Below are 12,613 nucleotides of genomic sequence, written 5' to 3'. Positions count from 1 at the left end.
TCACTGGCCCTTGGTCAGTTGGGCGAGCGCAATGCGCGCCACTCCGGCGCCTGGCCCCCGGCCGCCGGCGAAGGTCTCGAGCGCGTATTGGACGGTGACGTTTCCGGTGATGCGGTCATGATCGGGTGCGCTGCTGATGCAGTCGAGCCCGTCGCAAAGCTCGTATTCGCGGCCTGCGGCAACGAAGGTCGGGGCGGCGCTGACCTTGAAGGCGCGGAACAGGCGCGGGTCGATCGCCAAGTGAGCCTCCTGGCCCTCGCTGGTCACCACCCGCTTCAGCCCTTCGGCGAAGGCCTTGGTGCTTCCACCCGGAAAGCCGCGGAAGACGACCACCCCGCCCGCCCTCGTGGTGTCGGCAATCAGCCGGGAAAGCGATGCCTCGGGCATCGACAGGCTGGCGAAGACGATGAACATCGGCCCCTCGCCCATCGGCGTCCTGGTATTGGCTGCCGCCCCGCTCAGGAGTTCGTCGAAGTCGACTGCGCCGTCCGGCCCTTTGGGCAAGTCGGCAGGATTGATGTTGGCGACAGCCGCCATGCCCTGTTCGCGCAGTTGCTCGGCTTCGGCGCGGTGGGCTTCGCCCTTGCCCGCAACAGCATCGACCAGGGTCTGCGCATCGGCCGTGGCCTCGGTTCCGCGTGCCCTAATCGCCTTCAGGTCGAGGCCCCCGACATCTTGGGCGATGGTCTGTGCAAGAGCGGCCGAAACGGCGCTCAGGGCGAGGAAGCCCGCAAGCCCAATGAGCCGGGATTTGTGCGGGAGCCGCGCGAAAGTCATGGGTGTCCTCACAGCATGCAGCAGTTGCGCTTGCGCCAGACGAGGTAGCCAAAGTCCTCGCCCTTGACGGGGTAACCCTTGCCAGTCTGGGGAATGATGGTGGTCGCGCCAACCGGCGCGCAGGCATATCGGCCCTTCACCGTCGAGATCGGGTTGGTCATCTGCAGCCGGTATTGCTGCTTCCTCATCACCGGCATCAGGTACTTGTGGCACAGCGCCTTCGAACCCATCGTGCCCCAGGCCAGGCCCAAGCGGTGCATCTTGTAGAGCATGCGTGTCGCTACGAGCCGCGAGGCCTGGATCGGGGTGACGTGCGCCGAGACGTGGCCGTTCAAGGGATACATCCCGCCGTTGCAGCCCGCGCACCAAAACATCTGGTCGATCGGAAGCTTCGCGGTTGCCGCGACGCAGTCCGCGGCGCAGGCCGCGGTGGCGATCGGGTTGGCGAAAAGCGCGACCTCGGGATTGATGATCGAGGTCAGCGCCGAATCCTGCCACAGCGGGTCGATCTCGGTCACATAGGCGACGTCGAAAGTGGTCTGTTCGAAACAGAGGAAATCGGTCAGGATCTCCATCCAGTAGAGCAGCGGATAGACGTAGTAGTGTGACTGCCACTGCGACGAGTTCTGCGTTTTGCCGCCGATCTGGCTGCGCCCCTGAACGTGGCCGTGGCCGATGTCGAAACCGGGATTGAGCCGGATCCCGCCGAGGTTGGGAAAACACCACGACTTGTTGGTGACATCGACGAGGCGCACCGGCTCCCAGAAGCCCACCGAAATTCCGATGTGCGGGATCGGCGAGCCGCAGGCGCACAAGGGGAACGAGGGGTTTTTGGGGTCGGGCCGTGAACCCTTCCAGATCGAGAGCCCGCCGATCGACAGCGGAAACAGGCACGACCAGCACACATCGGTAATCGGATTGATGAACTTGCCGTGGCACGAGACCGTGTCGGCCCGGGCGGGCGCGGCCGCGACACCGGCGAGCGCCAGCACGGCGAGAAGAACAGCGATCAATCTTGTAGCCCGTTTCATGACTGGCTCTCCCCGCGACAAGCCTCGTCGGCGAGGCTCTTGGACCGGAAGTAGATCAGCCCGTGGACTGGGACGGCGAGCACCAGCAGCAGCGCGGGCACCGCGCCCCACTCACCCAGCAGCGCCTTCGAAAGGGGCAGCAGCAGGACAGCAAGCGCCAACCCCCAGCACAAGCCCATCCACCATCGCCGCATGTGGCGCAGGCACGGAGTTTCGGGGGCGGCCATCGGGGTCATGAGGAAGGTGATCAGCGGATGGGTCATGAGATCTTGCCTTCGCCCGCGGGCGCGGCCGGCGCCGGCGGCAGCGGGAACTCGCTGATCTTGAGGTTTGCGCCCGCGGTCGAGACGACCGCCGGGGTATGGCGAATGCCGAACTTGCCCGTGAGCGTCCCGCCTTGATCAAAGTAGAACCGGCGCTGCCAGGGCTTCATCGCGTCGAAAGGCGAGCCCGAGACGAAGATGATCTTGGCCCGGGCATCGCTCCAGGTCTTGACCGCCCAGGCGAGCTCCGCTGCGTTGTCGCCGTCGATAAAGACCAGCGCCTGGCTCAATTGCACCATGTCGAGCGGATTGACCCGGGTGCCGCGCGCCGCGATCAGATTGCCCTTGGCGTCGACGATATCGTCCTCGGTGACAATCGAGGGATCGAACAGCCACTCGCGCTTGGTGGTAGCCGGGGTCATGCCATCGACCCGCTTGGGCCGCCGCACGCTCGCCACAGCCTGTTCCTGCATCTCGCGCTGCAGCCGCTCGATACGGCCGTTCGCCTCAAGGGTCCTGAGCTTGGTCTCGATCGTCGTGAGCAGATCGGCCTCGATGATCGGGAAAGTCTGGCCCATCTGGCCATAGTCAGCGGCCCTGACTGCCGAGATCCGCGGCCAGCCTATCAGCAGAGCGGCACTTGCCGCGGCGGACAAGACGGCGATCCGGCTCACAGCAGCGAGTCCCCGGAGCCGATGATGCGTGCCGAACAGACGAAGCCGATGTCGGCATAGCGGCTATCAAGCCCGTCCTTGTGCTCGGTACCGACATAGTAGCAGTGCTCGGGAATGCGGCCTGTGGGGCCCGGCTCCAGCGGCTCGCCGCGCGAACTGACCGGCTTCAGCCGCGAGACTTCGGCGCCGTTGATCCGCACAACGCTGCCCTCGCGGGTCACCATGTCTCCTGGCATCCCGTAGACGCGCTTGGCAAAAGGCGGAGAGACCTTCCCGAAATGCGCAGTGATGAGGCGTGTCTGCGGCGGGGCAAACACCACGAAGTCCCCGCGTGCCGGGCGGCGGTGCTTGTCGATCCAGAAGGCCCAATTGGGAAGCGACCTCGTCGTATTGATGAGAATTGCATGGTCGTCGCGCCAGCTCGCCAGCGAGGAGTTGGCCGCAAGCGCCGCCGCAAGCGCGCCGATCACCAGCCAGCGGCGGGCATGCGATGATCGCGAGGCCAGGGGCTCAGTTGACGGGAGCACTGGCCTGTCCTCCATAGGCGGCGCCCGGCATCGGGGCCGGGGCGGCTCCCTGCGGGCTCCCCTGCCCGTTCATCGCCGCACGCATGGCACCCATGACGTCACCGGCAGAAGCATTCGCCGGCTGCGGCATCTTGATGTGCCCATAGACTTCGCGGCGGACCTCGGCGGTGATGTCGGGGACATTGCCCGCCAGCACGGCTTCGCCCACCAGTACGATCTGGCCCGCCGCGCCGCGGCGCTCGAGGTTCTTCTGGACCTCGCCCATGAATGCGCGGGTCTCGGTAGTGACCTGCTCGGGCGGTGTGGCCGAGCGGGCCTGGGCCTGGATATATTCGCCCACGATGCCGGAAAGCTGGACCTTGGCGATGGCCGGTCGGTCCCCAGCCCCCAGCACGGTCTTGGTGACCCAGGCGCCCCACAGCCCTGCGGCAACCAGCGTGCCGACAAGCGCGACGGGAATAAGTCCGATGCGGGCCCGGGGCGCGGGCCGGGGCGTGCTCACCTCGGCCTCGAACAGCGGGCCGGCGCCTTTGCTGGCGGACATGCTGGCTGCATGACTTGAGGGCGTTCGGGGGCTTCTAGCCATGGGGGATCTCCCTGGAATGTGAGGTGGCCGCACCGCCCGCCTGCGTGAGCGAGTGGCGGCGAAAGAAGCCGACTGCGACGAAAAGTCCGGCGCTGGTCAGCCAGAAGAAGCGAGAGAAGTGGTCCTGGCGCTCGGCGCTCGCGGCGACATAGCGCGAGGCGAAGTTCTCGAGCTGGAGTACGGTCCCGCCAAAGCTGAAATTGCCGAGCGCGGCGAAGAACAGCAGCCATAACGCGGCGACGCAGCCCAGCGTGACCGCGAGCCATCCTGCGAGGCGCAGGCCGTGGTAGCAGGCATCGGCAAGGTGCCAGGACTGGCGGGCAGAGGCGTGAGGCGTGATCATTCGGCCGCCGCCGCCAGTTCACCGTCCGTGAAATCGGGAGCACCGAGCTCAGGCGGGATGAAGTCCGGGAAGGCGACCCGCTCGATCGCATCGGGGAGCGGCAGGCCAGCACGGACCTTTTCCTCGATCTGCGAGAAGACCCGCGGGCTCGAGGAATAGAGCGTTGCCGAATAGGGATCGAGCACCAGTCGTCCGACCGCGAGGGTCTCCGGGCCTTTGATCAGGACGTCGGAATATTCGGTGCCGTTGCGTTTTAGCGAGCGCAGCAGGCTTTCGGTATAGTGGTCCATCTCGAAGCGCTGATGCTTGGCGAGATCGTTGATCGTCTCCTCTTTCTGCTGGAGGACGATCGACCAGTCCGAGTTCTCGAGCGCGGCGAGCGAGCCTTCCGACTTGTAGAAGTCATTGAGAGACTGGGTGGCGGTGATCAGCGAGCCGCCGTACTTGCGGCAGGTCCGGGCATAGGTCTCGATCGCCTGGCCCATCTGCCCGCCGCCGAGCAGCTGCCAGGCTTCATCGATCATGGTGAGCTTGGGCACAGAACGGTCGAGATCGCGCATGACGCGCAGCGTCAGGAACATGAGCGCTGTCAGCGCGACCGAGCGAAGTTCCGGCTTCGATGAGAGATCGGAGAGTTCGAACACGGTGAGCCCGGCGGACAGGTCGATCGAGCACGCGCCTTCGAAGAAACGGCCATAGGTGCCGCCGGTGAGGAACGGCGACATGGCGTCGGCGAGATCGCCTGCATAGGGCGAAGGCAATGCGCGGAGCGCAACCGCGACATCGTCGATCGTCCCGGCGCGCTGCTTCTCGCGCCAGACCTTGCTCACCGCGGAATCGATGAGGCCGCGCTCGGTATCGGACAGCCGGTCCTGCTGGCGCGCCATCTGGCCGACGATCGATTTCAGCATCGCGAGGCACTCGACCTCGTAGTCTTCGCCATCCTCGTCGCTCGACAGCGCTTCACCGTCGATCATGTCGAAGGGATTGAGCGAGAAGCCCGAAGACAGTTTGAACTCAACGAAGGCGCCGCCAAAGGCCTTGGCCATGTGCTCGAACGAACGGCCATCATCGATCACGATGACCTTGGCCCCGGCCCCCGACATTGCCGCGCAGACGTCCTGCAGGAAGACCGACTTGCCCGAGCCCGACTTGCCGAAGACCGCGACGTTATGATTGCCGGCGGCATTCTGGAACGGCGACCAGAAAAACGGTTGCCCGCGCCTGCCGATGAGCAGGACATGCGGGATGTGACCGCCGGTATGCTCGCCCTGGAGCGGCGCGATCGATGCCGCGGTCGTCGTGAGCATCGTCTTGAAGCGCTTCATGCGCTTGAGGTCGGCCGAGAGGCCATTGGGCAGCGACAGCGGCATCGCCGCGAGAAGTCCCATCACCTGGAGGTAGCGCTCGTCGATGAGGTCCCATCCGCAGGCCTTGTAGACCGACTTCACCATGCGCTCGTTGATGTCGCCCTTGCCGAGAGGCGAGAGCGCGCCGACGCCGTAATAGACCTGCGCAAGCTTGCGGCCCTGGCGGATCTGTCCTTGCACGTATTGCCATTCGTCGCGCTGTTCTGAGAGCTGTGGCAGGAACCGCGCCGAGCGGCTGTCGGCGAGGCTGGTGGTGCGCATGACCTTGAGCCCGGCGCGCGAGGCGACCGCGTCCTCGTCCTGATAGACAAGCCCGAGCACCGTCATGACATTGCAGCCGAAGCGCAGCTTGTCGTTGATGACGTCGCCGATGATCTTCTGGACGTCCCACGGTGCCCACTGCTTGGGCAGGTTGCGCACCGAGAAGAAGCGCCAATCGAACTTGTCGGGGACGACCTCGCCGATGACCGGCGCGCCGTCCTGGCGCTCGCCGGTGGGGCGAAAGCGCTCGGTGTGGAACACGATCCGGTCGGGGGTGACCTGGGTTTCCAGATCGCGCCGCACGCATTGGACGTTTATCGGATCGAGCTCGGAATAGTGCTCGGGCTTGTCGGCGTTATCGACCGCCGGGCAGAGAAAATCGTCGAAGAAGGCGATCAGTTCAATGGGACCCAAGTCGCGTGCCGGGATCGACAGCGCCTGAAGCGTACCGCGCAGGCTTTCGCGCACCGATACGAGCGTGTCGGCCCCGATCGGACCGCTGAGCCGGGCACCAATCGAGAGGATCACGCGGGTATTGCGCAGGTAAAACGGCGCATCACGCGAGATCGACATCCAGGCCGCCCGGCGCAGCCAGCGCGCGCGGTGCATCGCGGCGCGGCCGTAGACGCCCTTGGCGACAACGCGTGGCATCACCCAATCGGCAATGCGCTCACCGACCGAGGGGCTTTGCCAATGAATCAGCTGGATCTCGCAGCCGGGCGGCACTGCGTCAGAAAGGAACTGGGTGAGAAGTTCGCCGCTGCGTTCGTCGGCCCCCATCATCGGGGCAAGCTCGAGAATGAACCCGATCGAGTCCGTGTTGATGAACATGCCGTGCTTCTTGTCGAAGCTGCGATAGGGCAACCAGTTCGAGAGCATCGGAGCGCCAAGCACTGGGCGTGCCGCCTCGGGATGCGCGCTTTCGCCGAACAGCATGTCGAGGAACCGATCCCAGAAGCCGCGCGAGGTCATTGCCCCTACTCCTCGACCTTGGCAGGGAAGGCTGCCGGCGCATTGGCTGGCGTTAGTTCACCCGCGGCCGCCGATGGCGCTTCAGCACTTGGGGCAGCAGGCGGAACAATCGCTCCACTGCGGGCAGAACCTGTGGACTTTGCTGCCGATGGGGTCGGCGCTTTTGCGGTGTGGGCGAGCCGCGCCTGAACTTCGGCACGGATGACATCGACCGCGTTGGCAGACTTGAGCGCAGCGGCTTTGGCACGCGCTGCCGCAATCGCTTCGGGCGTCGGGAGGGCTGCCGGAGCGGGGTCATCCGAAGCGGCGCTGGCATCGGTCATGGGAGCAGGAACCCCAGGCACTGCCGCTAACGCCGCGCTGGCGAGGCTAGCCGCCCGGCTCTCGACTTGCTCCCCCAGATTGGGCTCGCCCGACGACAGCTGCATCCAGGCGCCATCGTCGACCACCGCGTGAACGATACGCGGCTCATGGAGATTGCCGCCGCCATCGACGAAGGACGGGAATACGACCTTCAACACACGGCGCTCGCGATGGATCATGCCATTACCGGAAGCAGCGAGCCTGCCCGAACCGGAAGAGGTGCAGGCAGCTGTGACAGGCCTGGCTGCCGCCGGTTGACGAATATACGGCCCCGCCAGCGAATGTCCGGGGGTCATGGGCCGGGCATTCCGGATCACCGACAGTGCCTGATCGTCGATCAAAGTTGAAGGCGCGCAGGTTCCTCCCGGTGCGCTGCAGGCGAAGCTTCCCTTGATGTTGCCGCCGAACAGCGAGGTGCAGGCTGCAAGCTGGGTCGCGGCGAGGCCGACCGCAGCGATGCTAGCCGCCCGGACCAGACCGCTGGGCGAGCGATGCTCAGCGAGCATGCCAAGGCGCACGGCAAGGCGCCAGAACGCGAGACTTGAGCCGAGCGAGATCGTCTCGGCGGCAAGTCTGGCATGGCCCGCCGAGCGGGCCCAGGCGCGTCGGCGCAGCTTTGTCAGTTCGAAGGGCGTAAGCTCCCGGCCGATTGGCTCACCGAAAGCGAGCACGAGATCCTGCCACAACCGGATTGCCTCGCCGCGTTTCAGCTCAACGCGCGGCAACGTGATTGCCCCGCCCGAGCGCCGCGCGACCGCGCGCACGAGGCTCGCTTGGCTCTTCGGGTCAAGCGCGGTCACGACTTGGCGCCCATCAGCCATTGCTCGAGCACCTCACGCGGTCGGTATCCTTCGATCACCGCGCCGTCCGATCGGACGATCACCGGGGTTCCGGCCAAACCCTGCTCGCGGGCAAAGTGCTCGTTGGCATCGAGCGGCGAGGTGTCGCAGGTGCGCGTGTCGGTGATCGGCGTGCCGGCATAGGCGGCCTTGATGGCTTTGCGCCGATCGCGCGCGCAAAACACCTGATTGGCAAGATCGCGGCTGCCGAGCACCGAGATCGGCCGCTCGATCACGCGCACATTCATGCTTTCAAGCACGCCCGACAACGCCCGGCAGTAGCCGCAGCGGAAATCGCTGAACACGGTGACAGACGGCCCCGAGCTTGCTCCCCAGACAATGCCGCCCGCCTCGGGCAGTGCGGCGAGCGACATCGTCCGGGGGGCACCGCTCGCCGCCGGCGTGCTGACGCCGCGGCGGGGGGTCTCGACTTCCTGTGCTTCCTGCTTGCTGCCCGCAGCGCCGCCCACGAGGAGATCGGGATTGACCTCGAGCAGGCGGACCGCGGTCAGGTCCTGACGGGTCTGCATGTCGTAGACACGCCCGATGAGCAGGTAACGCGCGGTCCTATCGACGTAGAACAGCTGGGATCCAGCGGTCACTTCGCAGACCCCATCAATCAGGTGGCAATTGACCCGGCTCACCTGGGTACGCGGCAGGCGCTGCTTGAGGAGCGCCGTGACGGCCTGGTCGGCCTCGGACGGCGAGTAAATTGCACTTGGCGCGGCGTTCCCGGCGCCCTCAGCATTCGCATTTGCCCAGACCAGCGATCCGCCGCTGCCGAGCACGATTGCGGCCAGCGGCATCAGGGTTTGGCGAAGGCGGGGTCTGCCCAAGTTCAGTGGTTTCAGCTTCATTGCACCCTCCTCATCCGTTGATGAACACGCCTTCGAGAAACACGATTTCGACGTCGATCCCGGTCGGCATTTCGATCACGGGCTGGTACTGCTCGGCCCGCTCAATCAGGTATTTGCTGACCATGTCGCCCGAGGTGGCGATGCCTTCGCCGAGGCCGCCTTCGAGAATGTCGCCGGGCCCGAGCTTCTGGCGCTGGCCGTTCACGTTGACGTTGGTGCCGGTGAGCGTCGAATTGGTGTTGGCGGAAAAGCCGCGCCCAAACCCGCCCGCGAGCCCGGCGAGGAAGGCCTGGCCGATCAGCGAGCCCTCGCGGCTCACCACCCTGCCCCTGACCCCGGTTTTGCCGCCAAAGGCGATGAAGCCCTTCACGTCGGAGACCGCGTAGCGCCCATTGGGCTGCGGGCATGTCATCCGCTGCAGCTTGACGTAGACCTTCTCGCTCGAGAGGTCGCCGCGGGCTGCGCCGTTGACCAGGCAGCCTGCGATATTGGTCGTGAGCAGCCGCCCGTTGTCGTAGACCGAGCGCGCGGGGCCAGTAATGCGCAGCACGACCGGTAAAGGATCGGTCTGGCTCTGAACGCCGGCAGCAGCATCGACCCCGACGATGACCTTGGCGACCGCGATCGAATTGGGCGGCAGGTAATTGGCGCTGTCGGTGAAGACCGTGTTCCCCTTGGGCACTGGACTTGCCGTCCCACTGGTGCCTTCGCCAAACGAGACCAGGCTCACCTCGCTGCTGCGGCCTCCTGGCATGCCGGCTGCCGCCATCGCCGCCTGACCGGCAGGGGTGCCCGGCGGGCTCTGGTAGCTCGGCGGACTGGTCCGCCCATAAAGCGCATTGGGTCCTGCCGAAGTCGCACCTGGTCCGACAACAGGCTGGCTCATGATTGGCGACTGGCGCGCGGCGGCGAGCGCAGCCTTCAACTGCTCGTTTTCGTTCTGGTACGCCGACAGCACCCGTTCGGTATCGGGCGAAATGCCTGCTGCCCCGCCGCTGTCTCCGCCCCATGATCCGCTTTGGGCCTGGTTCTGGGCAAGCTGCGCTTCCAACTGGTCGGCGCGCTGCGCGCGGGCGGCGAGCGCGCGCATGCTGTTGTCCATCGACATCATCTGTGCCTCGGACTGGGCGCGCCATTCCTTCTCGGCCATGTTCTTGTTGACCATCTCGTCGACCGAGACGTCGGCGACCTGGCGCTTGACGTTGCCATCGCCGCTCCTGTTTTCGCCTGCGAAGATCCACGACGAACCGATGATCAGGGCAGCGAGCCCGCCGGCACCAAGCAGCAGCATCTGCTTCTTCCTGACCGCTTCGTTGGCGACGATCGCATCGCCAAGCGGCGACGCATCGCTGCCGTCCGGATCGGCGCCAAGGCCATCAGCCGAAGGACCATCGAGCGCCTTGGGGCCTTTGCGGAACGGGTTCTTCCAGTCCATCACTGGTCTCCATTCGACTGGATCAGGTAGACGGCAACTGCCTCGCCGGGAGCAAGTTCGCTGACCGGGGTCATGAAGGCGATGCTGCCGCGGCCTGCGAGCAGGTTCTCATCGAGCGGCATGGGACCTTTGCCCATGTTGCGAACCTTGAGGATCAGGCCATGGAGCTCCGTGCCGCGGTATTCGCCGACTTGCTGGACCTCGAGCTTGCCGACTGCGACGGGCTCGAGCACGCTTTGCCGGATCTCGAACCCTTCGATGGTCTCGCTGCGATACATGGCCTGGGCGAGGCGTACTGCGGTGTCCTCGGGCGAGGAGCGCACTTCCCAGTCGCGCGCGGCTTCGGCTTTGACTGCAGTGTTGGTGACGAACACCTGCTCTGCATCATTGCCCCGAACCTGGCAGAGGAACTTGTAGACGAACCCCTTTCGGGTTGTGCCGAAGAACGAGAGGTTGGGCTTGGTGAAGCCATCGGGCACAGAGATGTAGATGTCGCCGCGCACTGGCTCGTTGACGATCTTGAAGTCTTCGGCCGGGTTGCCCGTGGTGATCTTGGACACCGACGCGAACTGGTCTCCGGCGAGGCTGATGCGGGTCAGGTCCTTGGCCGAAGCGGTGCAGGCGACCGTGCCGTTGTCGGCCGCCGGGATGCTTTGATCCGCCATCGCGGGGCTGGCCGCCAGGCAGAGCACGCCGCAGCAGATGAGCGCCGCGCCCACCGGCCGCACGGTAATCCCCAAGGGGCGTCCCGCCAGCACAGTCCCGGCGCCGATCGCGCCCCAAGCCACAACGGCCATCACATGTCTCCCCCATCGGTGCCGCTGTTGGCGCTCGCGTTCGCGATGACATTACCCGCCGCATCCCTGGTGACGCGCCCGAACCCTGCGAGCTTCAGGCTGACGCCCGAGTAGCTCCACACGTATCGGAAGGTCCGGGCTTCGGAGGTGACCTCCTTTGAACCGACAACCGTGTGCAGCACGCCATTCACTTCGCTGGTCAGCGCATCGGGATCGACGGAGAGGTTCTCGATCGTGAAGAATTGCGAGACATTCGAGCCGTTCTGCTCGCTGAAGATCTTCATCAGTTCGGCCTTCATTCGGCCGTGGGTCTTGGGATCAGTGATCTCGAGGATCGAATCCATCCAGTATTGGAGGTTCGAGGGCGAACGGTTTAGCGTCAGCAGCGCGGCATCGCGCGTGACGAGTTCGAGATAGTCCTTGTCGACGTGGCTCGATGACAGCGTCAGCGGCTTGGCGAGCACCGGCTGCAGCACGATCTCGCGGTCGCGGCACGCGGCGGTCAGCGTCAGCAAGATGCTCAAGGCAAACAGGCCCGTCGCTGTAATGGCCAGCAGATTGCGCTGCTTCAGCAGCCGCTGCGCCTGGCCGTGAGAAATCGAGAGGTCCATGACTGTGCCGTCCTCAACCCGCCATCAGGCGAAGATGGGAGGGCGGCGTCGCTCTCAGCCCCATGAAGGCACCGGGCAGGTACCAGTAGGCTGAATGGATGATCCACGAGACGGCTCGTCCCGCCTTCAACTTGCGCAATCCCCACCAGGCCAGCACGCTTGAAATCAGACCGATGAAAATATGTTGAGACAGGATGCCCCACGCGAACGGGATGATCATTGCGAGGAACTCATCGAGTGTCCAAAACCCGATCAGCTCCGGATCATCGAGGTGCGCGGGAACCGTGTAGCGATTCATGAGCGGCACCACCCTCTGTGATGTCCGACCGGATGTACGGATGCATTGTCCGGACGGAACGGGGTTGAAGGTCAGATCGTCGCGGTGACCGCTGCGGTGACGATGGGCACGCCCGTGCCAGCGCCGACGCCGACCCCGACGGGGATGGCGACCTGCGCGAGGCTGAACCGGCCCGATGCAAGTCCGACAATGCCGCTGGCCAGGCTCAGCACGGTGATGATCTTGCCACCTGATCCCTGCAGGAAGCCTGTAAACTTGGTGAGCGCCGTAGCGAAAGTTGCATCGGTCCCTGCGAGGGCCATTTCACTTCCGAAGAGCGTAGCCAAAGCAATCACGGCCGCACTTTGGAGCAGAAACGGCCCAGTCTTTTTGATTACCATCCTCAAGTCCTTTTCTGGATGCCGAGACATTCACGGCATCGGAAATGAACATGGGAAAGCCGGGGCCATCAATGATCCTGCTCGGGCCTGCATTATTCAAAGCATACTATTTCCCACATTCCCGATTTCTCAGGTCGAGAAAATATCGAGCCCGGAAATGGATTTCCTTTTTGCAAATTCGTGTTTTCCAATTTTGGAAACATCTTTGTCGAAAGGGACTTTTCTGTTG

General features: G+C 64.8%; 15 protein-coding genes. All 15 read right to left on the bottom strand.

What is annotated here, in order from left to right; all coding sequences use genetic code 11:
* Positions 1-777, bottom strand: coding sequence for a type-F conjugative transfer system pilin assembly protein TrbC (trbC, locus tag AC2A04_RS16530; RefSeq protein WP_484213465.1), 777 nt, complete (start codon positions 775-777; stop codon positions 1-3).
* 8 nt (positions 778-785) lie between these two features.
* The gene (gene traU / locus AC2A04_RS16525) at positions 786-1,808 is read right to left on the bottom strand and encodes a conjugal transfer pilus assembly protein TraU (RefSeq protein WP_484213464.1); all 1,023 of its coding nucleotides are present in this window, start codon (positions 1,806-1,808) and stop codon (positions 786-788) included.
* Positions 1,805-2,071, bottom strand: coding sequence for a hypothetical protein (locus tag AC2A04_RS16520; protein WP_484213463.1), 267 nt, complete (start codon positions 2,069-2,071; stop codon positions 1,805-1,807). Before AC2A04_RS16520 ends, traU begins: the two co-directional genes overlap by 4 nt.
* Positions 2,068-2,745 (bottom strand): type-F conjugative transfer system protein TraW, encoded by a 678-nt coding sequence (traW, locus tag AC2A04_RS16515; RefSeq protein ID WP_484213462.1) that lies wholly within the window; start codon positions 2,743-2,745, stop codon positions 2,068-2,070. Before traW ends, AC2A04_RS16520 begins: the two co-directional genes overlap by 4 nt.
* The gene (locus AC2A04_RS16510; RefSeq protein ID WP_484213575.1) at positions 2,742-3,215 is read right to left on the bottom strand and encodes a S26 family signal peptidase; all 474 of its coding nucleotides are present in this window, start codon (positions 3,213-3,215) and stop codon (positions 2,742-2,744) included. Before AC2A04_RS16510 ends, traW begins: the two co-directional genes overlap by 4 nt.
* A gap of 40 nt (positions 3,216-3,255) precedes the next feature.
* Positions 3,256-3,816: a type-F conjugative transfer system protein TrbI gene (locus AC2A04_RS16505; protein ID WP_484213461.1), complete on the bottom strand. Its 561-nt coding sequence runs from the start codon at positions 3,814-3,816 to the stop codon at positions 3,256-3,258.
* Positions 3,817-3,850: 34 nt separating this feature from the next.
* Positions 3,851-4,201 carry a hypothetical protein gene (locus tag AC2A04_RS16500; RefSeq protein WP_484213460.1) on the bottom strand — a complete coding sequence of 117 codons (351 nt, stop codon included), beginning with the start codon at positions 4,199-4,201 and terminating at the stop codon, positions 3,851-3,853.
* Complete coding sequence (gene traC, locus AC2A04_RS16495; protein WP_484213459.1) at positions 4,198-6,804, bottom strand: type IV secretion system protein TraC; 2,607 nt, start codon at positions 6,802-6,804, stop codon at positions 4,198-4,200. The genes AC2A04_RS16500 and traC overlap by 4 nt, the downstream gene beginning before the upstream one ends.
* A gap of 5 nt (positions 6,805-6,809) precedes the next feature.
* A complete protein-coding gene (locus AC2A04_RS16490) occupies positions 6,810-7,988 on the bottom strand; it encodes a hypothetical protein (RefSeq protein WP_484213458.1) in 1,179 nt (392 codons plus the stop codon).
* Positions 7,964-8,863 (bottom strand): DsbC family protein, encoded by a 900-nt coding sequence (locus AC2A04_RS16485; protein WP_484213457.1) that lies wholly within the window; start codon positions 8,861-8,863, stop codon positions 7,964-7,966. Before AC2A04_RS16485 ends, AC2A04_RS16490 begins: the two co-directional genes overlap by 25 nt.
* Before the next feature lie 10 nt (positions 8,864-8,873).
* Positions 8,874-10,298 carry a TraB/VirB10 family protein gene (locus tag AC2A04_RS16480; protein WP_484213456.1) on the bottom strand — a complete coding sequence of 475 codons (1,425 nt, stop codon included), beginning with the start codon at positions 10,296-10,298 and terminating at the stop codon, positions 8,874-8,876.
* Positions 10,298-11,095, bottom strand: coding sequence for a type-F conjugative transfer system secretin TraK (locus AC2A04_RS16475; RefSeq protein ID WP_484213455.1), 798 nt, complete (start codon positions 11,093-11,095; stop codon positions 10,298-10,300). Before AC2A04_RS16475 ends, AC2A04_RS16480 begins: the two co-directional genes overlap by 1 nt.
* On the bottom strand, positions 11,095-11,706 hold the full coding sequence (locus AC2A04_RS16470; RefSeq protein WP_484213454.1) for a type IV conjugative transfer system protein TraE: 612 nt from the start codon (positions 11,704-11,706) through the stop codon (positions 11,095-11,097). Before AC2A04_RS16470 ends, AC2A04_RS16475 begins: the two co-directional genes overlap by 1 nt.
* A gap of 13 nt (positions 11,707-11,719) precedes the next feature.
* Complete coding sequence (gene traL / locus AC2A04_RS16465) at positions 11,720-12,004, bottom strand: type IV conjugative transfer system protein TraL (RefSeq protein WP_019053911.1); 285 nt, start codon at positions 12,002-12,004, stop codon at positions 11,720-11,722.
* A 71-nt stretch (positions 12,005-12,075) separates the two neighbouring features.
* Positions 12,076-12,384: a hypothetical protein gene (locus tag AC2A04_RS16460; RefSeq protein WP_484213453.1), complete on the bottom strand. Its 309-nt coding sequence runs from the start codon at positions 12,382-12,384 to the stop codon at positions 12,076-12,078.
* Positions 12,385-12,613: the final 229 nt, after the last annotated feature.

The sequence above is a fragment of the Novosphingobium sp. HNCC26DJ243 genome, from assembly GCF_057180545.1.
The sequence above is the reverse complement of the archived record's forward strand: the minus strand, read 5'-3'. Positions and strand labels throughout refer to the sequence as shown.